Below are 25,559 nucleotides of genomic sequence, written 5' to 3'. Positions count from 1 at the left end.
AGGTTGCTGGGCCGCCGTCAGGTAGTAATTAGGTTAGGGGCGGGGGACGATGGTCGTGTACCTGAAGTGCTCCTCGCAGAGTCTTCCCGCAGCTTCTGCGTCTCCGGCAGCGATGGCCTCGACGATCGCGGCATGGTCGTCCACGGCGTGATCGAAGAGCTCTGCCGAGAACGGGTCATGACGGAAACCGGCGTTGATCTTCGTATCGAGGTCGATGGCCATGCGCACGAGTTCCGGGTTGTGACCGGCACGGGCGATGGCGAAGTGGAACTGCGCGTCCGCGGTGCGCGCGGCGGCCGCTTCGGCACGTTGGGAATAGACTTCGGCCAGTTCCCGGAGCTCGTTCAGCTCCTCCTCGGTGCGTCGCAGGGCTGCGGTCGCCGCCAGGGAATTCTGAAAGACGGCGCGGGCGTCAAGCAGGTTCCGCCTCTCGGCATGGAACTCGTCGATTCTGCCGGCCATAGGAGCCAGCGCCTCGGGGCGGGCGGTCTTGACGAACGTCCCTCCCCCGCGGCCGCGGCGGCGTTCGACGACTCCGAGACGCTCTAGCCGCAGCAGGGCTGCGCGCACGCTCGAGCGGGACACCTGCAGATCTGCGGCCAACGTCCGTTCGCCCGGCAGCAGGGTGCCTTCCGGCAACGCTCCGACGGCGATTCCGGAGAGGATGTGGTCGGCGATCTGCTGCGGTGCGCTCGTCAGGCTCACCACTTCGCCCAGTCCAGCGAACTCGTGGCCCGCTGATGTCGTGTCGTCGCTCAATCTGCCTCCCGCTTCCTTGGCACGGCTGCTTCCGATTCTAGACTCCACAGGTCCCGCACCGCGGCATCGACAGGCGACCGGGCAGCGGGACAAAGCCGCGTTTCCAGCATAGGATCGACACCATCATGACTGTTCACACTCGCCTGCTCACGCCCGGCACCATTTCGCCCGAACGCGGTGTGCCGAAGGACATCGCTCGCCCGGAGTACGTCGGTCGCGCCGACGCCGATGAAGGCCGGGGAAACAATTTCTACAGCCCCGAGGAAGTCGAAGTGGTCCGGGCGGCCGGTCGGATCGCAGCCAACGCCCTGGCCGCCGTCGGCGAGATGATCGCCCCCGGCATCACGACCGACGACATCGACAGGGTGGCGCACGAGTTCATGTGCGATCACGGGGCGTACCCGTCGACGCTGAGCTATCGCGGGTTCCCGAAATCCGTGTGCACCTCCGTCAACGAGGTGGTCTGCCACGGCATCCCTGATTCAACCGTCATCGAAGACGGCGACATCGTCAATGTCGATATCACCGCCTACTACCAGGGCATGCACGGAGACACGAACTACACATTCACCGCCGGTGACGCCGATGAGGAGTCCCGTCTCCTCATCGAACGCACCTACGAGTCGATGATGCGAGGAATCAAGGCGGTCAAACCGGGCCGTCAGATCAACGTCATCGGACGAGTGATCGAGAAGTACGCGAAGCGCTTCGACTACGGAGTCGTGCGCGACTACAGCGGGCACGGAGTCGGACGCGAATTCCACTCCGGGCTCATCATCCCGCACTATGACGCGGCTCCCGCCCACGCCGAGACGATGGAACCGGGAATGATCTTCACGATCGAACCGATGCTCAATCTCGGTACGATCGACTGGGACGTCTGGGATGATTCCTGGACCGTGGTGACGAAGGATCGCAAGCGTTCCGCTCAGTTCGAGCACACACTGGTGGTGACCGAGTCCGGCGCCGATATCCTGACTCTGCCCGATGCCGATACCGCGATTGCCGCCGGACCCGCACATGAGGAGAGCTGAGATGAGCGCGGAGACCTCACCACGCTTTGCGATCGGAATCGACATCGGCGGCACCGGGATCAAAGCGGCACTCGTCGACACGGTGACGGGCAAACTGCCGTTCAAACGGCTGCGCGAGCTCACTCCGAAGCCGAGCACCCCGGATGCCGTGGCTGCGACGATCGCCACGGTGTTGGATGCGCTGAGCGAACGTGCCGTCGAACTCGAACTCGTCGCCGATCGTGCCGCTATCGACTCCCTGCCTGTCGGCTGCGGATTCCCCGGCGTCATCCGCGAAGGACTCGTCGAATACACGGCGAACCTCGACCAGAGTTGGATCGGTTCGCCCATCGCCGACAACATCGGCGAGAGCACTGGCCGCACCGTGTACTTCCTCAACGATGCCGATGCCGCCGGACTGGCCGAGATGACTTTCGGGGCCGGACGCAAGCACCGGAAGAAGACAGTGCTGCTGACGACGCTGGGCACGGGAATCGGAACCGCCCTGTTCACTCACGGTCGGATGGTTCCCTACACCGAACTCGGCCATATCGAGATGAACGGCGTCGATGCCGAGACGCAGGCCGCGGAATCGGTCAGGACCCGGCTGGGATTGACCTATCCGGAGTGGGCGGTTCGGCTGCAGCAGTACTATTCGCAGATCGAACTGCTGGTCGCTCCGGACGTCATCATCGTCGGCGGCGGAGTCTCGAAGTCCCATGACCAGTTCCTGCCGCTCATCGAGACGCGGGCGAAACTCAAGCCGGCGAAGCTGTACAACAACGCCGGAATCGTGGGAGCTGCGATGATCGCGGTCAACGACGGTAAGGCGAAGGTTCGTCGCAGTCCGTCCTGAAAGACGCGTCGCAGCGGAGGACGAGGGTGAGGACAGGCCACCGATAAGCCGGGTTCTGTCGACGAGTCGGTTGCCCTTCTCGCCTGACGGTCATCTATCTGGGACCGATGTTGCCACCGGCCTCAAGCAATCCACCCGACGACTCGGCGAGCAGCCTCGAACGTCGTCTGTCTGATCTTGCTCCGGATGGGGTTTACCCAGCAGCGACGGTCACCCGCCGCCCTGGTGGTCTCTTACACCACCGTTTCACCCTTACCCAGTCGGAACTGGGCGGTCTGCTTTCTGTTGCACTGGCCCGCGGGTCGCCCCGGGTGGGTGTTACCCACCATCCCTGCTCTGTGGAGCCCGGACGTTCCTCAGCCCTCACGAAGAGAGCCGCGACCGTCTGGTGACCTGTCCTCAAGCATCCCAGTGTAGTCGCTCAGCGACTCCCCCACGCACACAGCCCCCACACGCAGCGGAGGCCGGACATCGAAAGTGATCAACCTCATCCGCGCCCGGTCCCAGCCGCGTCACTGCGTGATCATACGATGGGGTGGTGAAGATCCTGCTGCCGCCCTCCGAGGGCAAGACTCCGTCGCCGACCGGTCCCACGCTCGATCTCGACGGTCTCTCGGCTCCGGACCTCACCACGAAGCGCAAGCGTGTGCTCGCTGCGCTGAAGAAGGTCTCGAAGCGCCGAGATGCCCTCGAGAAGCTCGGCGTCGGCGCGTCACTCGCCGCGGACGTCGAACGGAATACCGTCCTCGATGAGATCCCCTGTGCCCCCGCGCTGCTCACCTATTCCGGTGTGCTCTATGAGGCGATGGGCGCCAGCGAGCTGGTGGCGCAGTCGAACGATGACGATAAGCTGCGGGACCGCCTCCACGACGTTCACGTATTCTCGGCCCTGTTCGGCCGGGTGCACGGACTCGATGAGATCCCCGCTTACCGACTGGCGATGAAGACCGATCTGGGGACCTTGGGAAAGCTGACTTCCTATTGGAAGCCGATTCTGGCGAATTCCTGCTCTCTCGACCCCGCCGAGGTGGCCCTCGACTGCCGCTCGAGCGATTACCGGTCCGTGTGGCCGGGTCCCACCGATCAGGTCGTCACCATGGGTGCCGTGTCCGTCAGCGGCGGGAAACGTCGCGTCGTCTCCCACTGGGCGAAATTCTACCGAGGCGAGTTCGCCGGTCGGCTGCTCTCCGATGATCGAGCCCTGCCGGAGACCGCTCAAGACCTTGTGTGCCGGGCCGAGGAATTCTATGAGGTTGAATTCACAGCCTCAACGAGCTCGAAGCCGGCGAACCTCATGATCGTCCTCCGCGGCTGAGATGCGCGTCAACAACGGCCCTGTCCTCCAAGGTTGACGAGATCAGTCGAGACAGGATCAGCTGCGACGCAGCAGCACCGCCTCGCATTCTTCGCATTCATAGGTCTCGTTGACATCGGCGCCGAGCATTCCGTGCCAGACTGCTCCTCCGATCTCCTGTCCGCACGCCTGACAGTTCGGACCGTTGAGCAGGGCGGCACCGGGACCGCCCTGCCGGACATTGGCATCGAATGTCGTGAGCAGCTGCTGCGGCAGCTCGCTCCTCGCGCCCGACGCCGCGGCCTCGTTCTCGGTGATGAGTTCCCGCAGTTCGGTCTTCCTGTCCTTCACCGCGGTCTGCACCTCTTTGCCGGAGGACGTGACTTCGGCGATTCGGTCATCGACTGCCGCGAGTTCGTCTTCAGCGGCTTCGAGCTTCTCCATCTCCTCCAGCTGCGATTCTTCCAGTTCGGCGACCCGAGCTTCGTGACCGGCGATCTCCTCTTGCAGATTCACCATATCTTTGCTGGTCAGACCGGTTCCGTCGTTGAGCTCGGCGGTCTTCTTCTCGATCTTCGATCGCTGTGCTTCGATGAGTCCGGTGGCTTCGGTGATGGCGTCCTGATGGCCGTCGACGACAGCGGCGGCCTCGGTCCGCTTCTCTCCGAGCTCCTTGTGGCGGGAGATGAGGTCCTGCAGCTCCTCTGCCCTCTTCGGGTTGTCATGTTCGAACTGGAGGGCGCGCCCGTGGGCGGTGAGTTCGATGAGGGTCTGCAGCGCAGTTCTCTGGCTGTCGGTGATGAGCATCGTCGGTCTCCTTGTCAATACCGTTCGACCCAGGGGTCGGTGTTGACTGCCGAGTGCTGCAGCGAGACAGTGAACCCGCGCCGCGCGAATTCGGTCTCGAGTGCCTCGGCAGCCGCATTCAGCCAGACTGTCTCAGACGCCCAGTGGGAGACGTCGATGAGCGAGAATCCGCTCTCTCGACGATTCGCCGCATCAAGCGCCTCAGTGGCCGGGTGATGGCGGAGGTCGGCGGTCACGTAGACGTCGGCGCCGCTGGCCCGGACCTCGTCGAACAACGAGTCGCCGGCGCCGCCGCAGACCGCGACACGGGTCGCTGTCGCAGCAGGGTCGCCGGCGATGCGCACACCGGTCGTGGTGCGCGGCAGCTGCGCAGCCAATCGCCTGGCAAGGTCCCGGACCGGTGTGGGCCGGTCGAGGTCGCCGACGCGGCCGATTCCGGTCGGCAGCGAGCCGCGTCCCGAATCATCAGCCTCGTCATGCGGGGACAGTGGCTGCGCGCCCTCGATGCCCAGGAATGAGATGAGCACATCGGAGACTCCGCCGCGGGCCGAATCAGCGTTCGTATGCGCATTGAACAGCGCAATATCGTTGCTGATGAGAGTGTGTACGGCTCCGCCCTTCAAAGTTGCGGCGTTCACCGACTTCACGGGTTTGAGCATGAGCGGATGATGGTTGAAAACCAGGTCTGCGCCGAGAACGACGGCCTCGGCGATCACGGCGTCCATCGGATCGAGAGCCAAGAGGATCGACTGGACCTCGGCGTCGGGGTCGCCGACGGCCAGGCCCACGGAGTCCCAGGGCTCGGCCAAAGCCGGTGGCCACAGTGAGTCGAACACCTCTACGCAGTCACTCACCTTCGGATGTCTCATGCCCCCCACACTATTACATCCGGACCGGGGCGCATCGCCAGCGCCGCGGGACCGAGGACCCTGCCCAGAGATCGACGGACGATTTTCGGAGAACGTGATCTAGCTCATATATTGGGATCATGACATCTACACGCATCTCCTCCGAATCACCCGTCATCAGAAACTCGTCCACGGTCTCGGATCTCATCCGCCGCAGCGCCGGCCGTTTCCCCACCGACACAGCCCTCGAATTCGGGGACCGGACCTGGACCTATGCAGAACTGGACTCTGCAGTGACCGCGGTGGCCCGCGAACTCGTCTGTCTCGGTGTGACGAAGGGCGACCGTGTCGCCGCCTATGGGAAGAACTCCGACCTCTTCGTCCTCCTTTATCTAGGCTGCGCACGCGCCGGATTCATCCACGTACCGGTCAACTATCAGCTGAAGAACGACGAACTCGACTACATCCTCAGCAATTCCGGCGCCGAAATCGTCTTCTCCGATTCCGACCTCATGTCCGCCGTCGCCTCAACCCCGACCGGAGCCGAGGCGCGGGTGATCGACTTCGCCGATCTCGTCCCGGTCGCCACCGCGGAGGAGATCGCCCCTGCAGACATCGCAGAATTCTCCGTCGACGACACGGACGTGGCTCAGCTGCTCTACACCTCCGGCACCACCTCGGCGCCGAAAGGTGCGGTGATGACCCATCGCGCCCTTCTGCACGAGTACCTGTCGTCCCTCATGTCCCTCGACTTCGCTGCGACAGATCGCGCCGTCCACGCCCTGCCGCTCTATCACTCGGCGCAGATGCACGTCTTTCTGCTGCCGCTTCTGTCGATCGGCGCGCACAACATCATCGTCCCCGCTCCCGTGCCCGAGCAGCTTCTCGCCATCTTCGAGGAACGGGAGATCAATTCGTTCTTCGCCGCCCCCACCGTCTGGGTGGCGCTGGCCAACAGCCCTGACCTCGAAACCCGCAACCTCGACAGCCTCCACAAGGCCTACTACGGTGCTTCGATCATGCCCGGACCGATCCTCGAGCGCCTGCGCCAGCGGCTTCCGCAACTGGGCTTCTACAACTGCTTCGGCCAGTCGGAGCTCGGCCCGTTGTGCACTGTGCTGCGTCCCGAAGAGCATGACGATCATCCGGGTTCGGCCGGTCGCCCGGTCATGTTCGTCGAAACCCGCGTCGTCGACGCCGGCGGTGACGAGGTCGGCCCCGGCGAGGAAGGCGAGATCCTCTACCGGTCGCCGCAGCTGTGCGAAGGCTATTGGAACCGGCCGGAGGCCACCGCCGAGGCGTTCGACAATGGCTGGTTCCACTCCGGGGACCTCGTCAAGGTCGACGAGGAGGGCTTCGTCGAGGTCGTCGACCGGGTCAAGGACGTGATCAACACGGGAGGCGTGCTGGTCGCCAGCCGCCAAGTTGAGGACGCCGTCTTCGAACTGCCCCAGGTCGCCGAGGTGGCAGTGGTCGGGATTGCCGATGAGAAGTGGATCGAGGCAGTCGCCGCCTTCGTCGTCCTCAAGGACGGCCACCCGCCGTTGTCGGCCGAAGAGGTCATCGGTCACGTCAAGTCCCGTTTGGCCGGATTCAAGGTGCCCAAGCGGGTGGAGTTCGTTGCCGAACTGCCGAAGAACTCGGCCGGGAAGATCCTCAAGCGGAGCCTGCGCCAAGCCTGAGGGCATGCGGCCGCTCAGGCGTTGGCGACTTCAGCGGTGCCTGCACCGCGCCTGCGGATGACGGGTTCGGTGTGGGTGGCCGCCTCGGCGGTGGTCTGCGAATCGGAACAGCAGCCGGCTTCCCCACCGCATCCTCCAGCGGAATCGTCCGTTCGGGCATCCCCTCCTTCCCCGGCCTCCTGGCCGAGGATGGTGAATCCGTTGTCGCGGATCATGGCGAGGTCGTCGGCGGCGGCTTGACCCTCGGCGGTGAGGTAGTCGCCGAGGAAGATCGAGTTGGCCAGCTGCAGCGCCATCGGCTGGAGGGATTTGAGGTGGATCTCGCGACCGCCGGCCAGACGGATCTCGCGGTCGGGGCAGACGAATCGGGCTGTCGCGACGATCTTCATGCACTGCACGGGCGTGAGGTTCCACTGTCCTTCGAGCGGTGTTCCGTCGAACGGGACGAGGAAGTTGATCGGGATCGACTCGGAGCCGAGGGCCTTGAGCGCGAACAGCGCCTCCACGATCTGCTCGTCGCTTTCACCGAGCCCGACAATGAGGCCGCTGCAGGGTGAGAGTCCCGCCGCTTTGGCATGTTCGACAGTGTTCGTGCGGTCCTCGTAGGTGTGGGTCTTGACGATATTGTCATGGAAGGATTCCGCGGTGTTGATGTTGTGATTGTAGGCATCGGCGCCGGCTTCTTTGAGCTTCTCGGCCTGACCTTCCTTGAGGATTCCCAGACACGCACACACCTCGACTTCGGGATTCTCGTCTTTGAGGCGTTCGACGATCTCACCGACGCGGCTGACGTCGCGACGGCTCGGTCCACGACCGCTCGCGACGAGGCAGACCCGTGATGCTCCGCCGGCGATGCCCATGTTCGCCTGGTCCATGGCCTCGTCGGCGCTCAGCCACGAGTATTTGAGGATCTCGGCCTTCGACCCCAGTGACTGTGAGCAGTAGGTGCAGCTTTCCGGGCACATTCCCGATTTGAGGTTGACGAGATAGTTCAACTTGATCGTCATGCCGAAGTGCTCTCGGCGGAGTCGCGACCCGGCATGGACGAGACCGAGCAGCTCCTCGTCCGGCGCAGCTAGGAGCGCGAGTGCGTCGGCTTCAGTAGCCGCTTTCCCGTTGAGGATGGAGTCGGCGAGTTGGTCAGGGTTCACAGTCATCATCGATTGGTCCTTTGTCTCCGGGCGATTGAACAAGGTCAGAGTCGGTCGAGTTCAGATCTCCTGAACACCGTTCAATACGCTATCAGAAGGCCGCCCCGGGTCGCTGAGGCAGGCTGAGATCCCATGCAGTCGATACCGGTTCGTCAGCCGACGAGTCGGCGTGCAGGTGACCTGGAGCATAGAATTCTTTCGCCGGCCCGGAGCGCTGCCCGACCGCCGGCCAACGACCCAGTACAGGGAAGAACGGAACGAGGAACACAATGGCGGAGTCGGCACCCACGGACACCCACAAAGGAACAGACAATCGCCGCGGCTGGCGTCTGCACGGAAACGGGCGGACGATCGCTCCCGGTGAGAGGGTTCTGCCGGAGGAGCGTCTGAGCTGGCCGCGGACCATCAGCATCGGCGCACAGCACGTCGTGGCGATGTTCGGCGCAACGTTCCTCGTACCCCTTCTCACCGGGTTCCCGCCGTCGACGACGCTGTTCTTCACCGCCATCGGCACGCTGCTGTTCCTGCTCATCACGAAGGGCATGATGCCCTCCTATCTCGGTTCGTCGTTCGGGCTGCTCGCTCCGATCGGGGCGGTCACGGGGTTCTCGGCGACGTCCGGAGAGGCTCTCGAGCCTCAAGCCATGGCTTTAGCCCAGGGCGGAATCATCTCGGTGGGAGTCGCCTTGGCGCTCGTCGGGCTCGTTGTTCATTTCGTCGGCGTCCGATGGATCGAAGTGACAATGCCACCAGTGGTCACCGGGGCCATCGTGGCTCTCATCGGCCTCAACCTGGCCCCGGCCGCCTGGGATTGGGTCAAGACCGCTCCCCTGACCGCCGTGATCACGATCGTCGCAATTCTGCTGACCACGGTGCTCTTCCGCGGGATGCTCGGCCGACTCTCGATCCTCATCGGCGTCCTGGTCGGCTACGGTGCGGCATGGCTGCAGGGTGAGCTCGACTTCTCCACCGTCACGAAGGCCGACTGGGTGGGACTGCCCGCGTTCCATGCACCGGCGTTCGATCTCGGCTACCTCGGCCTGTTCCTGCCCGTCGTCCTCGTCCTCATCGCCGAGAACATCGGCCATGTGAAATCGGTCTCCGCAATGACCGGCCGCGACCTTGATCACCTGACAGGCCGGACGCTCTTCGCCGACGGGTTCTCCACCATCCTCGCCGGATCCGGCGGCGGTTCGGGAACGACGACCTATGCCGAGAACATCGGCGTCATGGCAGCCACGCGCATCTTCTCCACTGCCGCCTACCTGTGCGCGGCGGTCATCGCCCTCATCCTCAGCATGCTGCCGAAGTTCGGCGAGATCATTGCCACGATCCCTCCCGGAGTCCTCGGCGGAGCGGCGACCGTGCTCTACGGAATGATCGGCATGCTTGGCGTGCGCATCTGGGTGGAGAACAAGGTCGACTTCTCCAATCCGATCAATCTCAACACTGCCGCGGTCTCACTCATCGTCGCCATCGCGAACTTCACGTGGACCCCGGGCGGACTGCAGTTCGAAGGCATCGCCCTGGGCACCGCCTCGGCGATCATCATCTATCAGGTGATGAAGGCGATCGCCCGATGGAGGGGCACCGACCCTGACAACGTGACAGAGAACTTCGCCGAGGCGGCCGACCGAACCGATGCGCCGCAGGCTCCTCGACGGGGCCGGGCGACCCACCCGTTCGCTTCCGACGCGACGGACGGCTCATCCCAAGAGCCGCGATCACCCGCCTGAGCACGAGTTGAGGCGATGGGGCGTGCTGCCGTTTCGAGCAGTGCGCCCCATCGCCTTTGTGCATTTCACCATCGAGTTCTGGATCATTCATCGAGATCTGGACCAGTCATCGGGGTCAAACTCGATCATCTGGTCAGAACTCGATTGGTCCTGCACCACGGCGAGAACGCACCGCACCACTTTCGGTGTGGTCGTGCGCTACTTCTCGTCCTAGGCGTCTGCTCGCGTCTCGATGGTTTGGACGCGGAGTGGTTTCCGGCCGGCGCGGAACGGTCCGGGAATGCAGAAGTGCCGCAGCATCGCCTGAGCGATGGTGCGGCACTCTCCCTTGGTCGGGATAGCGGGATTCGAACCCACGACCTCCTCGTCCCGAACGAGGCGCGCTACCAAGCTGCGCTATATCCCGTGACCAGGAACTACTATAGCGATGGGAACGCGATCTGAAAAATCGGGAAGGACCTCTGCTCGAGAATGAAAGGTATGTCTCATTGGCACTGACAGCCGAAAGCATCACCAGCACTGCGTTGAGCATCCTTTCGCAGTACGGTCTGGGCGATCTGTCCATGCGCCGGCTCGCCCGTGAACTCGACGTTCAGCCCTCTGCGCTGTACTGGCACGTCAAGGACAAGCAGTCACTGCTCATCCTCATTTCACGTTCGCTCAAAGCCGAAGTCGACGCCCTGTGCCCCGCTGCTGCTGATCCGCTCGCTGCGGCCATGTCTCTGCGCGAGGTGCTACTGAAGTACCGTGATGGAGCAGAGATCGTGCTGCTGGGGTATTCGATCGCTCCGACAGACGTTGCCCCTCAGGCTCTGGGAGCTGATCGCCTGGGCGCCGAACTCTCGCACGGAATCCTCACCCTCACACTCGGTGCCGTAGCCGTAGAGCAGAATCGCAGGATCTTCGATGTCGACACCGCAGAGGCAGCTGAGAATTTCGCTGCCAATGCGGCCCGGCTGCTCCGATCCTCCTGATGACAGACCGGACCGACGCATTGACCGGTCCCGCGACCGCCGGCGATCCCGTTTCGCCGGTCACCCTCGGATGTGGCATACTGATCAAGCGCTTTCGGAGACATCGACGACGCAGGTGGGGCCTATAGCTCAGTTGGCTAGAGCATCTCGTTTACACCGAGAGGGTCGGGGGTTCGAGTCCCTCTGGGCCCACCGTCAAGGCATCCTGTGTTTATGGGGTGCCTTTTTCGTGTTCCTGCAGGATCCGCAGGTTCCATGCCCGGCTGCGCTCGCCGGCGTAGGCCAGCAGTCATCACACCGGTGATAAGTTTCGTTCTAGAGTCATCGAAACAGCTGAGAGGGGCTGCCGTGGCAGACGAACCCGTCATCGACGTCAGGAACATACCGAAGCCTGAGCGGCATCCGCTCATCATCAAGGCGTATGAGGAACTTGAAGTAGGCACCGGTCTGATACTCATCAACGATCACGCCCCCGAGGGCCTGCGAGTGGAGATGGTCCGAGAGTTCGCCGAGGCGGTCGGGTGGGAGCCGCTGGACAGCGCAGAGAGTGAGGCCCGGGTGCGCATAATCCGTCGTGCCGCCACCCCTGCACCCCGCGTCGTCTTCGATGTCGCCGAGCTCAGCGAGACTGTCGAGGATTCCGGTTCCGTCTGGCAGCTGCCGACGCAGCACCGTGACCTGGATGCGAATGTCATCGCGCTCGCCCCCGGCGGCGAGATCCGCGAACACACCGGCCCATCTCTCGACGTACTCATCCACGTCCTCGCCGGAGGGGGCACCCTTGAGACTGAAACCGGAACGATCGACCTGTACCCCGGTCAGATCGTGTGGCTGCCCCGTCGCTCCCGCCGTCGATTCCTGGCCGACGCCGAGGCGGGACTGCAGTACTTCTCGGTCCATCAGCGCAAATCGGGGCTGAGCATCACGACCCGCAGTTGAACACTGCGACGTTCTCGGCCGCCGAGGTCATTCTGCGATCTCTCGGACAGGATCTGTCATCGGCCGTCAGCGTATGTAATCAGCTGCCCGGTTCGGGATCGTCGGGACGGGCAGCAGCGATCGCGATGAGTCTGCGCAGCACCGCCTCGTCGATGTTCTCCAAACGACGCACGTAGACGCACCCGGCCCCCTCGGTGTACTTTCCGAGCTGCGGGAGCAGCTTCGCTCCTTCGGGAAGATCCTTGAGCCCGTACAGAGAGAGCTGACTCTTGCGCGGGGAGAATCCCGTGGCCGGCCACTCTCCGTGGTTGCGCGGGTTCACGGGCGACCGATAGTGGTACCGGCCGTAGCCGACGATTGAGGGTCCCCACATCACAGGATCCTCACCGGTGACCTCTCGGAAGATCGCTTCGAGAGCGACTCCATCCTTGCGACGCTTCTCGGGAGTCACCGAATCGAGGTAAGCGGTGACATCGGCATCGGTCGGCTGGGTCTTGTTCTCTGCCATGAAGCCAGTATGGCAGTTCAGGCCTCCGGCGGAATCCAAGCAGAACCGTCTTCGACCCGATAGATGAGGTTCGTGCGCGTATGTGCGACAGCTGGATATCGGGTGAGGTAGTCGAGGACGAAGGACTGGACCGCAGCGGTGTCGGTGGCGACGATATGCAGCAGGTAGTCATCGGCTCCGGCCATGTGGTACATCCGCACCACCCCCGGGAACTTCGGCGCAGCCGCCGTGAATGCGTCGATCTCGGCCCGATCGTGTTTGGCCAGCCGAATCGACACGAGCGCCTGCAGTCCAACCCCGAGCGCAGCCGGATCGACGTCGATATGGAAGCCGCGGATGACGCCGAGCGACTTCAGTCTCTTTAGACGCAGGGAGACCGTCGATTCGGAGATCCCGATGGCTGCAGCCAAGACCGCACCTGATGCCCGGGCATCAGCGTTGAGTTCCTGCAGAAGGCGAAGATCGGTGTCATCTAGTGAGACGTTCTGCGACATGAGTCACAGTCTCCCATATCTGATCGCAGACTATTCAGGAAACGGCCGAATACATGGAGGAGATTGCACATTCATTGCACAGACCGGGAGAAGTGTATTGAATGCGCTTATGACTTCGATGCACCCTGAGACCCGTATGGTTCACGGCGGAATGGACGGCCTCGCGGCCGCAGGCGTCCACGTTCCCGCCATCGACCTCTCCACCACCAACCCGGTCGACGACGTCCGCACGGGAGGAGATTCCTATGAGAGCCTCGCCGGCGGACATCCCCTGAAAGAAGGGGACTCCCCCGTCTACCAACGTCTGTGGCAGCCCGGTGTGGCGCGATTCGAATCCGCGCTCGCCGAATTGGAGAACGCCGAATCTGCCGTCGCCTTCGCCACGGGAATGGCCGCCATGACCGCCGCACTCCTCGCTGCAGTCGAAGCCGGGACGCCCCATATCGTCGCTGTCCGTCCCCTCTACGGCGGCAGTGACCACCTGCTCGAGTCAGGCCTCCTCGGCACGTCGGTGACCTGGGCGGAAGAGGACCAGATCGCCGAGGCGATTCGCGACGACACCGGGCTCGTCATCGTCGAGACACCGGCGAACCCCAGCCTCGACCTCGTCGACATCGGCTCGGTCGTCACCGCAGCGGGAGATGTGCCGGTACTGGTCGACAACACCTTCTGCACCCCGGTGCTCCAACGGCCGATCGATCACGGGGCCGCCCTCGTCCTCCACAGCGCCACGAAATACCTCGGCGGTCACGGCGACGCGATGGGCGGAATCATCGCGACGAACGCCGAATGGACCATGCGTCTGCGCCGGGTCCGCGCCATCACCGGGGCCCTCCTGCACCCGATGGGCGCCTACCTCCTCCATCGCGGGCTGCGGACGCTGGCCGTGCGGATGCGCGCAGCTCAAGACACCGCAGGTGACCTCGCTCGTCGTCTCCAGACGCGCCCCGAGGTCGCCAAGGTCCACTACCCCGGTGTCGCCGGGTCCGATCCGCGAGGCTTGGTCGGTTCGCAGATGCACGGCGGAGGGGCGATGATCGCCATCGAACTCGCCGGTGGATTCGAAGCGGCCCGCACCTTCGTCGAACACTGCGACCTCATCGTGCACGCGGTCTCGCTCGGCGGCGCCGATACCCTCGTCCAGCATCCGGCCTCACTCACACACCGGCCCGTAGCCGCGACGGCGAAGCCCGGAGACGGCCTCGTCCGCCTGTCGGTCGGGCTCGAACATGTCGACGACCTCGCCCGCGACCTGTTCACAGCGCTGGACGCCATCCGCGAAGCGGCCTGACACCACGCACACGTCGAACTTCAAAACCGACTCTTGACCTTTACGCTGCGTCAACTTCTAAGCTGTCAGGCATGGACTGGTCCATTCAGGAAATCGCACGGCTGACGGGAACGACGAGCCGAACCCTGCGTCATTATGACGCCATCGGTCTGCTGCCTCCGACCTCCATCGCCGCCAACGGCTATCGCTGCTACGACGAAGCGGCCCTGGTGCGCCTCCAGCGCATCCTGCTGCTCAAGAAGCTGGGACTGCCCTTGACGACGATCGCCGAGGTGCTCGATCGGAGAGACGATCCGGTCGAGGCGCTGTCGCAGCATCTGGTCTCACTCAGACGTGAGAGAGACCGGCTCGACCGACAGCTCGCCGCCGTCACCGCTACTATCACACGACTGAAAGCAGGTGAGCCGGTCATGGCTGAAGAGATGTTCGATGGTTTCGACCATCGCGAATACGAAGAGGAAGTGACCAGGCGCTGGGGTACCGACGCCTACAGGCAAGGAGACGAATGGTGGTCCAGCCAGTCGCCGGCCGAGAAACGGGAGTGGAAGGCCCGAGTCTCCGCTCTTTCCGAGGACTGGATCGCCGCCGCCGAGGCGGGGGCACGGCCCGAATCGGACCGCTGCCAGGACCTCGCCCGACGCCATATCGAATGGCTGCGAGAAGTTCCGGGCACGCCCGCCGATGATCTCGACGGAGACCTCGCAGGATACGTGCACGGTCTCGGGCAGATGTATGTCGACGACCCGCGGTTCGGCGCGAACTACGGCGGAACCGTGGGAGCCGGGCTCGTCAGAGACTCACTCGACCACTACCTCGAAGCCAAAGGCCTCTGAGTCGATCTGAGCCGAGCAGCACCGGATCAGGACAGTTCGGAGAGCGCCTGCCGAATCTTCTCGGCGGGCGCCTCCAGCTGCTCCGGTGTCTGCATCGGAGCACGGTCGGAGATGTCGAAGTCATCCATGGAGTTCGTCGGCAGAACGTGGATGTGCAGGTGGGGCACCTCGTAGCCGACTATGAGGAGGCCGATCCGCTCGCAGTCGAAGGCCGCCTTCTGGGCTTCTCCGATCCTCTTCGCCACTGCCGTGAGGTGGGCGAGAAGCTCTGCGTCGGCGTCGATCCAGTGGGAGATCTCGTCGCGCGGGACGACCATCACATGGCCCTCGGTCATCGGAGCGACATCGAGGAATGCGACGCACTTGTCATCCTGATGGACGAAGGTGCCGGGAATCTCTCCGTTGATGATCTTCGTGAACAGCGTGGCCATAAGGTGTCCTCCTCAACAGGCGCCGAAGGTGCCGTCGATCGGTTCTTCGGCGGGGGCTCGATTCTCAGAGGCTGGAAAGCGCCGCGGCGAAATCCTCGGAGAAGTCCCGAGTCTCGGCGCGGGCGACATGCCTGCCACTCACGATCGTACCCGCAGGTGAGATGACGAAGACTCCTCGTTCGGCGATACCGTGGAGCTCATCGAAGACGCCGAACGCGCGAGCCGCTTCACCGTGGGGCCAGAAATCCGATGCGAGAGCGACGTCGACCCTCGTCTGCCGGGCCCACGCCGCCAAGGTGTACTTGGAGTCGGTTGAGACGACCACGACGTCGACGGCATGGGAGCTCTTTCGCATCCGTTCCTGCCACTCGTCAAGGGCGGCGAGTTCGTCTCCGCAGATCGGAGAGAAGGCGAACGGAACGAATGCGAGCACACGAGCGGTGAACGGGGCCGCCTCGGTGAGGGTGATGACCGATCCGAGGTGATCGGGAAGGGTGAGATCCGGGGCCCGATCACCGGGCCGCAGGATCATGAATAGTTCTTCTTGCCCACGAGCCGGAATCCGGCCCAATCGTCGGCGGCGCTGACCGTGGAGGTCACGTGCATTCCGGCGGTGGGAGCCGCTTCGGAGATGTCGGCGGGGCTGATGTGTCCCGGACGGTTCGCCTTCGGGCTGAGGAGCCACACGACTCCGCCCTCCTTCAGTGTGGTCTGGGCGTCGACGAGACCGTCGACGAGGTCATCGTCGTCCGACCGCCACCACATGAGGATCACGTCGTAGACGTCATCCTCTTCGCCATCGGCGATCTTGTCTCCGATGATGTTCTCGATCGCCTCGCAGAGTGCTTGATCGACGTCGTCGTCATAGCCGACCTCTTGCACATAGTCGCCCTTTTCCAAGCCGAGGTTGTGTCCCAGCTCGTTTGCGAGGGTCGAAGTGGAGGATGTCCTTTCAGAAGCGGAGTTGCTCATGCCTGTATTCTTCCGCCAACAGTGGTCAAGGTGCAAATATCGGCGCGCCCGCGCGCGGCAAGCGCACTCAAACGGCACTCAATCGGCACACCGGACTGTGAGCCTGGCAGCACAGTGTGCAGATTCGTCAGAGAGATCACAACTTCGCGGGAGCGCGAAGTTCGGCTGGGAGTACTAGGCTGACAGGTAGATCGGGTGGCCTCTGAGCTCAGACAACCTGCGGAGCACACACCATCCGATGGTCATGATCTCTACACCAAAGAAGATCGTGGAGCTGAAGAGAGGACCACATCGTGGACAATCGGAATCAGGGCGGGCCCATCCTCAACGGGCTGCCCAGCCAGGTGCCCGACATCGACCCGGAGGAGACCGCTGAATGGCTGGCCTCCCTCGATGGCCTCATCGACGAGGGCGGTCGGACTCGAGCACGCTATGTCATGCTGCGCATGCTCGAGCGCTCTCGCCAGAAGCAGATCGGCGTACCCAGCCTCACTGCCACCGACTACGTCAACACCATCGGTCCGGAGAACGAACCCTGGTTCCCCGGAGATGAAGAGGTCGAACGCCGCTACCGTCGCTGGAACCGCTGGAATGCCGCCATGCTCGTCCACCGGGCCCAGCGTCCCGGCGTCGAGGTCGGCGGGCACATCTCCACCTACGCCTCCTCGGCGACCCTCTACGAGGTCGGCCTCAACCACTTCTTCCGCGGCAAGGACCATCCAGGCGGCGGCGACCATATCTTCTATCAGGGCCACGCCTCCCCCGGCATGTATGCGCGCGCCTACCTCGAGGGCCGGATGAGCGCCGAACAGCTCGACGGCTTCCGTCAGCAGCAGTCGCACTTCATCGACGGCAAGCCGCAGGGACTGCCGTCCTACCCCCACCCACACCAGCTGCCCGACTTCTGGGAGCATCCGACGGTGTCGATGGGTCTCGGACCGATGAACGCGATCGCGCAGGCACAGTTCGACAAGTACCTGCACAATCGTGGGATCAAGGACACCTCACAGCAGCAGACCTGGGCCTTCCTCGGTGACGGCGAGCTCGACGAGCCGGAGAGCCGCGGCATGCTCCACGTCGCTGCCTTCGAAGAGCTCGACAACCTCAACTTCGTCATCAACTGCAACCTGCAGCGTCTCGACGGCCCCGTTCGCGGCAACGGCAAGATCATGCAGGAACTCGAGTCGTACTTCCGCGGTGCAGGCTGGAACGTCATCAAGGTCGTCTGGGGCCGGGAATGGGACGCACTGCTGGCCAAGGACCGTGACGGCGCGCTCGTCAACCTCATGAATGCCACCCCCGACGGCGATTACCAGACCTACAAGGGTGAGTCCGGCGGCTTCGTGCGCGACAACTTCTTCGGCCGCGACCCGCGGACGAAGGCGATGGTCGAGGACTACAGCGACGAGCAGATCTGGAACCTCAAGCGCGGCGGCCACGACTACCGAAAGGTCTTCGCCGCCTACAAGGCCGCGATGGAACACACCGGACAGCCCACCGTCATCCTCGTCAAGACGGTCAAGGGCTACTCGCTCGGACCGCACTTCGAGGCCCGCAACGCCACACACCAGATGAAGAAGCTCACGGTCGACGATCTCAAGCTCGCCCGCGACCACTTCCAGATCCCCATCTCGGACAAGGAACTCGAAGACAATCCGAAGCTGCCTCCGTACTACCACCCGGGCGTCGACGCACCCGAGATCAAGTACATGCAGGAGCGCCGCGCGGAGCTCGGCGGCTACTCCCCCGAGCGTCGGTCGACCCATATCGATCTCAAGATGCCCTCGGACAAGGCCTACCAGGCCGGTCGTCGTGGATCAGGCAAACAGGAGATCGCCACCACGATGGGCTTCGTACGCGTGCTCAAGGACCTCATGCGGGAGAAGGAGTTCGGACACCGGATCGTGCCGATCATTCCCGATGAGGCTCGCACCTTCGGCATGGACTCGTTCTTCCCGACTGCGAAGATCTACAATCCGCACGGACAGAACTACATCTCCGTCGACCGCGACCTGTTTCTCGCCTACAAGGAGGCCACGGACGGTCAGCTGCTCCACGTCGGCATCAACGAGGCAGGGGCGACCGCGGCGCTGACCGCGGTCGGCACCTCGTATGCCACCCACGGTGAGCCGATGATCCCGTTCTACATCTTCTATTCGATGTTCGGCTTCCAACGCACCGGTGACTTCTTCTGGGCCGCCGGTGACCAGATGGCTCGCGGCTTCGTCCTCGGCGCCACCGCGGGACGCACCACTCTGGTGGCCGAAGGCCTCCAGCACGGCGACGGACATTCGCATGTGCTGGCGTCGACCTATCCGTCCGTGGTCTCCTATGACCCGGCCTACAGCTATGAGATCGCGCATATCGTCAAGGACGGCATCCACCGGATGTACGATCCCGCCGATGAGCGAGACCCTGACGTGCTCTACTACATCACGATGTACAACGAGCCCATGGTCCAGCCGCCCGAACCGGAGGATCTCGACGTCGAAGGCATGCTCAAGGGTCTCTACCTCCTGAAGAAGGGACCCGACAACGGCGGGCCGAAGGTTCAGCTGATGGCCTCCGGCGTCGGTGTGCCGTGGGTGCTCGAGGCTCAGGAGCTGCTTGATCAGGACTGGGGCGTCTCGGCCGATGTGTGGTCGGTGACGTCGTGGACCGAGCTGCGCCGTGATGGACTCGACGCTGAGAACGAGCGTCTGAAGGACCCAGAATCCGAACCGCGGACTCCGTATGTCACCGAGATGATGGCCGAGACCGAGGGCCCGGTCATCGCGACCTCGGATTATATGCGTGCAGTGCCGGATCAGATCCGTCAGTACGTGCCCAGCCACTTCACCTCGCTGGGGACCGACGGATACGGAATCTCGGACACCCGTCCTGCGGCACGACGCTATTACCTCGTCGATGGTCCGTCCGTGGTCACGCAGGCGCTCATCTCGCTGGCCGATACCGGAAAGATCTCGATCGACAAGGCCGCCGAGGCGGCTGAGAAGTACCAGCTCAACGATGTCCGTGCCGGCAACTCGGGTTCCACCGAGGGGGCAGGCGCCTGATCTCGCCCGCACACTGAAAGCGAATATGGCCGGAGCCTCCAAGACTCCGGCCATATTTGTCGCTTTTCTCGACACTTTGTATGTCGCTGACAATCGGATTGTTCTCGTTCATCTAAACTCGTGCTCATGATGTCTGATGCCGAGACCCTGCGCCGTCGTGCCGAAACCGCCCGCAGACTGCGTGCCGGAGTCGGCGTCCTGTCATCGGTGACTCTGCAGCGGCTGGAGGCTCAGCTGCCCTGGTACCGCTCGATGTCGTCGTCCGATCGCTCCTGGGTGGGGCTGCTCGCCCAATCGGGCATCTCCTCGTTCGTCGATTGGTACCGCAAGCCCGATACGAATCTGCGTGTGGTCTCCGACATCTTCAAGACCGCGCCACGCGACCTCATCCGGGCCATCAGCCTGCAGCAGACCCTGCAGCTGCTCAAGATCGTCGTCGAAGTCGTCGAGGAACGGGTTCCGGACATCGCTCGCCCCGTCGAGCAGCCGGCGCTCCGCGAGGCCGTGCTCATCTACTCCCGGGAGATCGCGTTCGCCGCGGCCGATGTCTACGCCCGGGCCGCAGAGGCCCGAGGCAGCTGGGACGCACGACTCGAGGCGATGGTCGTCGACGCCCTCGTCCGCGGAGACTCCGTCGACGAACTCGCCAGCCGCACCGCTGCCTTCGGCTGGCAGTCAGAAGGCCCCGTGTGCGTCATCGTCGGCCGCGCACCGCAGCGCTCGGCGAAGAAGGGATTGGACGGCATCCGCCGCAAGGCCAGTCGCTGGGCCGATGATGCTCTTGTGGGCATCCACGACAACAGACTGCTCATCGTCCTCGGCGGTGTGACGGAACTCGACGATGCCGTCGAGGACCTCTCGGACTGCTTCGGGCCCTCCGAAGTCATCGTCGGACCGGCAGTGCCGGGACTTGCCGAAGCGGCCACCTCGGCGAAGGCGGCGATCCGCGCACTCAAGGCGTCGACCGCCCGCCCCGATTCCCCGCGCCCGGTGAAAGCCGATGATCTCCTGCCCGAACGCGCTCTGTCCGGGGACCAGATCGCATTGACCGAACTCATCGAACGCTATTACGAACCGCTGACCTCGGGAACTGGTCAGCTGCTGAAGACTGTGAGCGCCTATGTCGAATTCGGGTCCTCGCTCGAAGCCACGGCCAAGGCACTTTCAGTGCACCCGAATACTGTGCGCTACCGACTGCGGAAGATCACCGACGCCATCGGGCTCGATCCGACGACTTCGCGTGATGCCTTCGTCATCCACATCGCCTTGGTGTATGGGCGACTGTCCCAGGACGGCGTATTGTCGAACAACGACAAATCTCACCGAGATCGGTCCAGTGTCCATTAGATTGATCAACGGAACCCAACGAAAAGAGAACTGAGTGCTTGCAATCACCTGTCCGGGCCAGGGAGCCCAGAAGACCGGTTTCCTGAGTTCGTTCCTCGAACTCGACACCTTCTCGGCACAGATCGACGAACTCTCGACCGCCTCGGGAATCGATCTGCGTCTGCACGGAACCGAATCCGATGACGAGACGATCAAGGACACCGCGGTGGCACAGCCTCTGCTCGTCGCCTCCGCCATCGCCTGCGCCGCTGAGCTCGGCGTCAGCCCTGCCGTCGTCGCCGGCCACTCCGTGGGAGAGATCGCAGCCGCACAGATCGCAGGCATCTTCACCCCGGCCGACTCCATGGCCTTCGTCAAGGTCCGTGCCGATGGAATGGCCGCCGCTGCCGCCGCCGCTCCGACCGGCATGTCCGCCGTCGTCGGCGGCCAGCCCGAGGATGTTCTCGCCGCGATCGAGGCCGCTGGTGCCAGCCCCGCCAACGTCAACGGTGGAGGCCAGACCGTGGCTGCCGGCTCGCTCGAGGCGCTTGAGACGCTGGCCGAGAACCCGCCCGAACGTGCTCGGGTCATCCCGCTGGCAGTGGCCGGCGCCTTCCACACCGAGTTCATGGCTGCCGCCACAGCCGATCTCGATGCCGCCGCCTCGGCGATGGAGGTCTCCGACCCCTCCGTCACGATCCTCAGCAACTCCGACGGCACTGCGGTCGAGGCCGGTCGCGAGTATGTCGACCGTCTGGTCAAGCAGGTCACGAACCCGGTGCGCTGGGACCTGTGTCAGGAAGCGTTGCTGAACTCCGGGATCACCGGAATGATCGAACTTGTCCCCGGTGGAACGCTGACCGGAATAGCTCGACGCGCCATGAAGGGCGTCGAGACATTCGCCATCAAATCGGCCGCCGACCTCGACGGCGCGCGTGAGTTCGCGGCAGCCCACGCCTGAGAATCGAAAGAAGACGCCATGCCTACACTCAAGACTGCCGAGCCCGGCACTTTCTCCCGCATTGCCGGAATCGGTGCCTACCGTGCGGAGAACCTCGTCACCAATGACGATATCGCCGGACCGATCAACTCCTCCGACGAATGGATCCGTCAGCGCACGGGCATCGTCACTCGCCGTCGTGCCAGCAAGGACGTCGGCGTCCTCGACATGTCCGAGGAAGCCGCACTCGAGGCGATCGCCTCGGCGGGGCTGAAGCCGGAGGACATCGGCGGCATCATCATCTCGACCGTCACGTTCGAGTACTTCACACCCTCAGCGGCTGCGGCACTGACCGCACGACTGGGGACCGGGCCGATCCCGGCTTGGGACATTAGCGCGGCATGTGCCGGCTACTGCTACGGCATCTCGCAGGCCGATGCGCTGGTGCGTGCAGGCACGCTCGACAATGTCCTCGTCATCGGAGCCGAGAAGCTCTCCGAGGTCATCGACCCCGAGGACCGTTCGATCTCGTTCATCCTCGGTGATGGCGCCGGCGCGGTCGTCGTGTCCTCCTCCGACGAACCCGGCATCTCGAAGACGGTGTGGGGCTCGAAGGGCGAGAACTGGTCGACCATCCGGATGACGGATTCCCTCTACGACATCCGCGACGACCGCGAACTGCCCTTCCCGACCCTGCGTCAGGACGGGCCGACCGTCTTCCGCTGGGCTGTGTGGGACGGCGCCGAGGTCGCCAAGGAGGCTCTCGCTGCTTCCGGCATCGAGGCCGAGGATCTCGCTGCCTTCATCCCGCACCAGGCGAACATGCGCATCATCGACGAACTCGCCAAGCAGCTGAAGCTTCCCGAGTCCGTTGTCATCGCACGTGACATCGCCGACAACGGGAACACCTCGGCTGCGTCGATCCCACTGGCCACCGAACGGCTCCTGCGCGAACAGCCCGAACTCAGCGGCGGTCTCGCCCTGCAGATGGGCTTCGGCGCGGGCCTCGTCTACGGGGCTCAGGTAGTACGCCTGCCCTGAGACACACCCATTCACGGAAAACTCTCCGTGAATGTCCTAAGATATTCGGCGGGACACTCGTCGAAAAGTTCCTCAAACGGTCGAAAAACCCTCGACCGAAATCAGAAAGTAGGAAAGAAATGGCATTCACCGAAGCTGAAGTCCTCGCTGGGCTGGCAGAGATCGTCAACGAAGAGACCGGCCTGGCCGTCGAAGCAGTCGAAGCCGACAAGTCGTTCACCGATGACCTCGACATCGACTCCATCTCGATGATGACCATCGTCGTCAACGCTGAGAAGAAGTTCGGCGTGAAGATCCCCGATGACGACGTCAAGGACCTCGTCACCGTTCAGGACGCTGTCGACTACATCAACAAGGCTCAGGAAGCCTGACACACAGCAGCCGAACACGGCCCGTCCACAGACGGGCCGTGTCCACACTATCGACGAGGTTTGTACCATGACATCTAAAGTTGTCGTCACCGGAATCGGTGCGGTAACCCCCTTGGGCGCGACTGTCGATGCCACTTGGGAAGCCATTCTGGCCGGTCAGTCCGGCGTCCACACAATGGACAACGATTGGTCAGAGAAGTACGGCCTCGCCGTGGACTTCGCAGCGCAGGTCGACCCACAGGTCGTGCCCGACAATCTCAAAAGGGTCCAGGCCAAACGCCTCGATCCTTCGAGCCAGTTCGCACTCATCTCTGCTCGTGAAGCCATGGCCGACGCTGGTCTCGAGGAGACCGATCCGGAACGCACCGCCGTCTCCTGGGCCACCGGGATCGGCGGAGTCTGGACTCTGCTCGACGCCTGGGACACCCTGCAGGAAGAAGGCCCTCGCCGGGTCATGCCCCTGACTGTTCCCATGCTCATGCCCAACGGACCTGCGGCCGCCATCGGCATGGAATTCAAGGCTCGTGCCGGTGTGCAGACCCTGGTCTCCGCCTGCGCCTCATCGACCGAGAGCCTCGGCCACGCCTATGACGTTCTCGCTTCGGGCAAGGCCGACATCATCATCGCCGGCGGTTCAGAAGCAGCGATCCACCCGATCACTCTTGCCGCGTTCAATTCGATGCAGGCGCTGTCACGTCGGACCGATTCGCCCGAGACCGCTTCGCGTCCCTATGACGTCGACCGCGACGGCTTCGTCATGGGCGAAGGTGCGGGCACGCTCATCCTCGAGACTGAGGAGCATGCGAAGGCTCGTGGAGCGAAGATCTACGCCGAGGTGGCCAGTTGGGGCATCTCGAACGACGCCTACCACATCACCGGCGGAGAGCCGGAGGGCAAGCACGCGCTGGCTGCCATGCAGCAGGCACTCGACGCCGGCGGGCTGACCGCCGCCGAAGTCAAGCACGTCAACGCGCATGCCACGTCGACTCCGGTCGGAGACATCCCGGAATCGCTGGCCATCAGCGAACTCCTCGGTGACAACGTCTCCGATGCACTGGTCTCGGCCACGAAGTCGATGACCGGACACCTCCTCGGAGGTACGGGGGCCGTGGAGGCGATCCTCACGGTCAAGGCGCTGCAGACTCGCACCGCTCCCCCGACCATCAACATCGACGAAGTCGACCCGAAGGTGAAGGGGATCAACATCGTCCGTGACACTCCTGCGGATCTGCCTGCCGGCGATATCGCAGCGATCACGAACTCGTTCGGCTTCGGCGGTCACAACGCCGTCGTCGCGTTCCGCTCAGTCTGAGGTTCCGAGCTCACTCAGACAGCTCTACGGCCCACTCTGAGTCGGAAAGAACAGTTTCACAACTGTGCTTTCCGACTCAGAGTGGGCCGTTTCCATTAGGACAGCGGGACGCGATCTGTGCCTGGGAAGGTGGTCTGCGTAGAGCCTCCTGCATAAGGCGCTCAGGCACGAGAGCATGCGAAATGGGCACACCCGAGGCAGGAAGGTGTGCCCATTGAGCAGAACTGAGCGGTCCGATCAGTCACGTGCCTGTACGGCGCGGACACGGAGGGGAGAGCGGCTCAGCCGACCTTTGTCAGCCAGCGCACTGGTGCGCCCTCACCTGCGTGGCGGAACGCGTCGAGCTCCTCGTCCCACGCTTCACCGAGGGCGATCGCCATCTCCGAGGAGAACTTCGCTGGGTCCCCGGCGGCGCGTTCCATCACGGAGCGGATGCGGTCTTCAGGGACGAGGATATTGCCGGCCGTGTCGGTGACAGCGTGGTAGATGCCCAGATCGGGTGTGTGGCTCCATCGACCGCCGTCGACTCCGGCCGAGGGCTCCTCGGTGACTTCGTAGCGGAGCGAGTCCCAGCCGCGCAGAGCGGATGCGATGCGAGCTCCGGAGCCTGCCGGCGCGCGCCAGCAGACTTCCGCGCGCACGAGACCTGGAGCTGCCGGCTGGGGTGTCCAGTCGAAGCGTGCCTGTGCGCCGATGGCCCCGCCCGCTGCCCACTCGATGTGAGGGCACAGCGCACGAGGTGCTGAGTGGACGAAGAGTACGCCCTGAGTCATATCCATTTCTGCCTCCTACTTCGGATACGTCTTCCCCTACGATCCGAAAGGAGGTGCTGTCCACATGATAGTCGATGTTCGGCGTGCAGCCAAGCATCAAAGATGCTGGTGGCGTCGGGTGTCTGTGCCGCGCGTACGGCTGCCGTCAGGCT

The 25,559-nt window shown here is 63.7% G+C and carries 25 protein-coding genes, 2 tRNA genes and 1 other RNA gene; 16 read left to right on the top strand and 12 right to left on the bottom strand.

The features are described from left to right. Positions 1–33: 33 nt before the first annotated feature. Positions 34–759 carry a FadR/GntR family transcriptional regulator gene (locus tag D3I60_RS14165; protein ID WP_262776912.1) on the bottom strand — a complete coding sequence of 242 codons (726 nt, stop codon included), beginning with the start codon at positions 757–759 and terminating at the stop codon, positions 34–36. Positions 760–884: 125 nt separating this feature from the next. On the opposite strand from D3I60_RS14165, the gene map reads away from it, so the two are divergent. Beyond that, positions 885–1,793, top strand: a complete 909-nt coding sequence (gene map / locus D3I60_RS14160; protein ID WP_262776911.1) for a type I methionyl aminopeptidase — start codon at positions 885–887, stop codon at positions 1,791–1,793. A gap of 1 nt (position 1,794) precedes the next feature. After that, the gene (ppgK, locus tag D3I60_RS14155) at positions 1,795–2,628 is read left to right on the top strand and encodes a polyphosphate--glucose phosphotransferase (protein ID WP_262776910.1); all 834 of its coding nucleotides are present in this window, start codon (positions 1,795–1,797) and stop codon (positions 2,626–2,628) included. A gap of 28 nt (positions 2,629–2,656) precedes the next feature. Here the strand turns inward: ppgK and rnpB are convergent. Beyond that, positions 2,657–3,025: RNase P RNA component class A (gene rnpB, locus D3I60_RS14150), an RNA gene on the bottom strand. Between the two features lie 141 nt (positions 3,026–3,166). Between rnpB and D3I60_RS14145 the strand changes: the two genes are divergently transcribed. Next, positions 3,167–3,943, top strand: a complete 777-nt coding sequence (locus tag D3I60_RS14145) for a YaaA family protein (RefSeq protein ID WP_262776909.1) — start codon at positions 3,167–3,169, stop codon at positions 3,941–3,943. 57 nt (positions 3,944–4,000) lie between these two features. Here the strand turns inward: D3I60_RS14145 and D3I60_RS14140 are convergent, their stop codons facing one another. Next, on the bottom strand, positions 4,001–4,729 hold the full coding sequence (locus tag D3I60_RS14140; RefSeq protein ID WP_262776908.1) for a zinc ribbon domain-containing protein: 729 nt from the start codon (positions 4,727–4,729) through the stop codon (positions 4,001–4,003). A gap of 14 nt (positions 4,730–4,743) precedes the next feature. Beyond that, entirely contained in the window at positions 4,744–5,598 is an 855-nt protein-coding gene (locus D3I60_RS14135) for a Nif3-like dinuclear metal center hexameric protein (RefSeq protein WP_262776907.1), read from the bottom strand. A 119-nt stretch (positions 5,599–5,717) separates the two neighbouring features. Between D3I60_RS14135 and D3I60_RS14130 the strand changes: the two genes are divergently transcribed. Next, on the top strand, positions 5,718–7,259 hold the full coding sequence (locus D3I60_RS14130) for a fatty acyl-CoA synthetase (RefSeq protein WP_262776906.1): 1,542 nt from the start codon (positions 5,718–5,720) through the stop codon (positions 7,257–7,259). Between the two features lie 14 nt (positions 7,260–7,273). Here D3I60_RS14130 and bioB read toward each other — a convergent pair whose 3' ends face one another. Then, on the bottom strand, positions 7,274–8,416 hold the full coding sequence (gene bioB, locus D3I60_RS14125; protein ID WP_262776921.1) for a biotin synthase BioB: 1,143 nt from the start codon (positions 8,414–8,416) through the stop codon (positions 7,274–7,276). 263 nt (positions 8,417–8,679) lie between these two features. Between bioB and D3I60_RS14120 the strand changes: the two genes are divergently transcribed. Then, entirely contained in the window at positions 8,680–10,146 is a 1,467-nt protein-coding gene (locus D3I60_RS14120; protein ID WP_262776905.1) for a uracil-xanthine permease family protein, read from the top strand. Between the two features lie 329 nt (positions 10,147–10,475). Here D3I60_RS14120 and D3I60_RS14115 read toward each other — a convergent pair. Next, a tRNA-Pro gene (locus tag D3I60_RS14115) sits at positions 10,476–10,552 on the bottom strand. 82 nt (positions 10,553–10,634) lie between these two features. Here D3I60_RS14115 and D3I60_RS14110 point away from each other — a divergent pair. The 3 genes from D3I60_RS14110 (at position 10,635) to D3I60_RS14100 (ending at position 12,059) form a co-directional block, all read left to right on the top strand. Further along, positions 10,635–11,120 carry a TetR family transcriptional regulator gene (locus D3I60_RS14110; RefSeq protein ID WP_262776904.1) on the top strand — a complete coding sequence of 162 codons (486 nt, stop codon included), beginning with the start codon at positions 10,635–10,637 and terminating at the stop codon, positions 11,118–11,120. Between the two features lie 118 nt (positions 11,121–11,238). Then, positions 11,239–11,312, top strand: a tRNA-Val gene (locus D3I60_RS14105). A gap of 156 nt (positions 11,313–11,468) precedes the next feature. Next, on the top strand, positions 11,469–12,059 hold the full coding sequence (locus D3I60_RS14100) for a DUF2249 domain-containing protein (RefSeq protein ID WP_262776903.1): 591 nt from the start codon (positions 11,469–11,471) through the stop codon (positions 12,057–12,059). Positions 12,060–12,138: 79 nt separating this feature from the next. On the opposite strand, the gene D3I60_RS14095 is transcribed toward D3I60_RS14100, so the two are convergent. After that, positions 12,139–12,567 (bottom strand): DUF1801 domain-containing protein, encoded by a 429-nt coding sequence (locus D3I60_RS14095; protein WP_262776902.1) that lies wholly within the window; start codon positions 12,565–12,567, stop codon positions 12,139–12,141. A gap of 17 nt (positions 12,568–12,584) precedes the next feature. Then, positions 12,585–13,061 (bottom strand): Lrp/AsnC family transcriptional regulator, encoded by a 477-nt coding sequence (locus D3I60_RS14090; RefSeq protein WP_262776901.1) that lies wholly within the window; start codon positions 13,059–13,061, stop codon positions 12,585–12,587. Between the two features lie 109 nt (positions 13,062–13,170). Between D3I60_RS14090 and D3I60_RS14085 the strand changes: the two genes are divergently transcribed. Next, positions 13,171–14,352, top strand: coding sequence for a trans-sulfuration enzyme family protein (locus tag D3I60_RS14085; RefSeq protein ID WP_262776900.1), 1,182 nt, complete (start codon positions 13,171–13,173; stop codon positions 14,350–14,352). Positions 14,353–14,423: 71 nt separating this feature from the next. Beyond that, a complete protein-coding gene (locus tag D3I60_RS14080; protein ID WP_262776899.1) occupies positions 14,424–15,185 on the top strand; it encodes a MerR family transcriptional regulator in 762 nt (253 codons plus the stop codon). Between the two features lie 26 nt (positions 15,186–15,211). On the opposite strand, the gene D3I60_RS14075 is transcribed toward D3I60_RS14080, so the two are convergent. The 3 genes from D3I60_RS14075 to D3I60_RS14065 form a co-directional block, all read right to left on the bottom strand. After that, positions 15,212–15,616: an HIT family protein gene (locus tag D3I60_RS14075; protein ID WP_262776898.1), complete on the bottom strand. Its 405-nt coding sequence runs from the start codon at positions 15,614–15,616 to the stop codon at positions 15,212–15,214. Between the two features lie 64 nt (positions 15,617–15,680). Next, positions 15,681–16,148, bottom strand: coding sequence for a redoxin domain-containing protein (locus D3I60_RS14070; RefSeq protein ID WP_262776897.1), 468 nt, complete (start codon positions 16,146–16,148; stop codon positions 15,681–15,683). Next, a complete protein-coding gene (locus tag D3I60_RS14065; protein ID WP_262776896.1) occupies positions 16,145–16,588 on the bottom strand; it encodes a DUF3052 domain-containing protein in 444 nt (147 codons plus the stop codon). The genes D3I60_RS14070 and D3I60_RS14065 overlap by 4 nt, the downstream gene beginning before the upstream one ends. Before the next feature lie 293 nt (positions 16,589–16,881). Between D3I60_RS14065 and aceE the strand changes: the two genes are divergently transcribed. From aceE to D3I60_RS14035, 6 genes are all read left to right on the top strand, one after another. Next, positions 16,882–19,644, top strand: coding sequence for a pyruvate dehydrogenase (acetyl-transferring), homodimeric type (gene aceE, locus D3I60_RS14060; protein WP_262776895.1), 2,763 nt, complete (start codon positions 16,882–16,884; stop codon positions 19,642–19,644). Positions 19,645–19,770: 126 nt separating this feature from the next. Further along, on the top strand, positions 19,771–20,991 hold the full coding sequence (locus tag D3I60_RS14055; protein ID WP_262776894.1) for a PucR family transcriptional regulator: 1,221 nt from the start codon (positions 19,771–19,773) through the stop codon (positions 20,989–20,991). A 34-nt stretch (positions 20,992–21,025) separates the two neighbouring features. Continuing rightward, on the top strand, positions 21,026–21,931 hold the full coding sequence (locus D3I60_RS14050; protein WP_262776893.1) for an ACP S-malonyltransferase: 906 nt from the start codon (positions 21,026–21,028) through the stop codon (positions 21,929–21,931). A gap of 18 nt (positions 21,932–21,949) precedes the next feature. Beyond that, complete coding sequence (locus D3I60_RS14045) at positions 21,950–22,951, top strand: beta-ketoacyl-ACP synthase III (RefSeq protein WP_262776892.1); 1,002 nt, start codon at positions 21,950–21,952, stop codon at positions 22,949–22,951. 119 nt (positions 22,952–23,070) lie between these two features. Then, positions 23,071–23,322, top strand: coding sequence for an acyl carrier protein (locus tag D3I60_RS14040; RefSeq protein WP_025776743.1), 252 nt, complete (start codon positions 23,071–23,073; stop codon positions 23,320–23,322). 67 nt (positions 23,323–23,389) lie between these two features. Further along, positions 23,390–24,634: a beta-ketoacyl-[acyl-carrier-protein] synthase family protein gene (locus tag D3I60_RS14035; RefSeq protein ID WP_262776891.1), complete on the top strand. Its 1,245-nt coding sequence runs from the start codon at positions 23,390–23,392 to the stop codon at positions 24,632–24,634. Between the two features lie 281 nt (positions 24,635–24,915). Here the strand turns inward: D3I60_RS14035 and D3I60_RS14030 are convergent, their stop codons facing one another. Then, a complete protein-coding gene (locus D3I60_RS14030; RefSeq protein ID WP_039211244.1) occupies positions 24,916–25,407 on the bottom strand; it encodes a DUF3145 domain-containing protein in 492 nt (163 codons plus the stop codon). Positions 25,408–25,559 lie beyond the last annotated feature (152 nt).

Source organism: Brevibacterium permense, from assembly GCF_025506275.1.
Taxonomy (GTDB): domain Bacteria; phylum Actinomycetota; class Actinomycetes; order Actinomycetales; family Brevibacteriaceae; genus Brevibacterium; species Brevibacterium permense_A.
This window is presented reverse-complemented; position numbering and strand designations above follow the sequence as displayed.